Here is a 405-nt window from a genome sequence, read left to right as displayed (position 1 = left end):
TGCCGCTGGTGTCCTGGTCGGGCTGGGTGCCGGAGAGAAACGGAAGGCTGATCAACATCCTGTCGTCCTTGATGGCATGGCTAGTCGGAGAGTCCGGCGGCGTGGGGCGCAGCGTCTGGCGGAAGCCCTGGCACGGGGTTGCTCAGGAGTTGGCTGACATGTGTGCCTGTGGCATTGGTACTTTCGACCTCTCCTTTCAGGTGAATCTGCAGGCCCTCGATGGTGACGCCGCTTTCGTCGAGCACGATGCTTCCGCCCGGGCCGTGGATGATGGCCTTTTCACCGGCACGTAGTTCATAGCGCTGCGTCTGCCGCTCGATACGCTGCCCGGCGTGCAGCGTGTGGTGTCCCTGCACGGTGGCTTGCACATGCCCGCCGACCTCGACGGTGTGGTTGGCGGCGATC

Annotated in this window: 1 protein-coding gene; it reads right to left on the bottom strand. The window is 64.2% G+C overall.

The window, feature by feature from the left end; all coding sequences use genetic code 11:
- Positions 1 to 80 precede the first annotated feature (80 nt).
- A partial coding sequence (locus tag JHD67_RS21505; RefSeq protein WP_199101175.1) for a hypothetical protein occupies positions 81 to 405 on the bottom strand: 325 nt, incomplete at its 5' end.

It is taken from the genome of Dyella sp. ASV21 (assembly GCF_016428975.1).
Classification (GTDB): Bacteria; Pseudomonadota; Gammaproteobacteria; order Xanthomonadales; family Rhodanobacteraceae; genus Dyella.
Note: the sequence above shows the minus strand (reverse complement) of the source record. Positions and strands in the feature narration are given on the sequence as shown.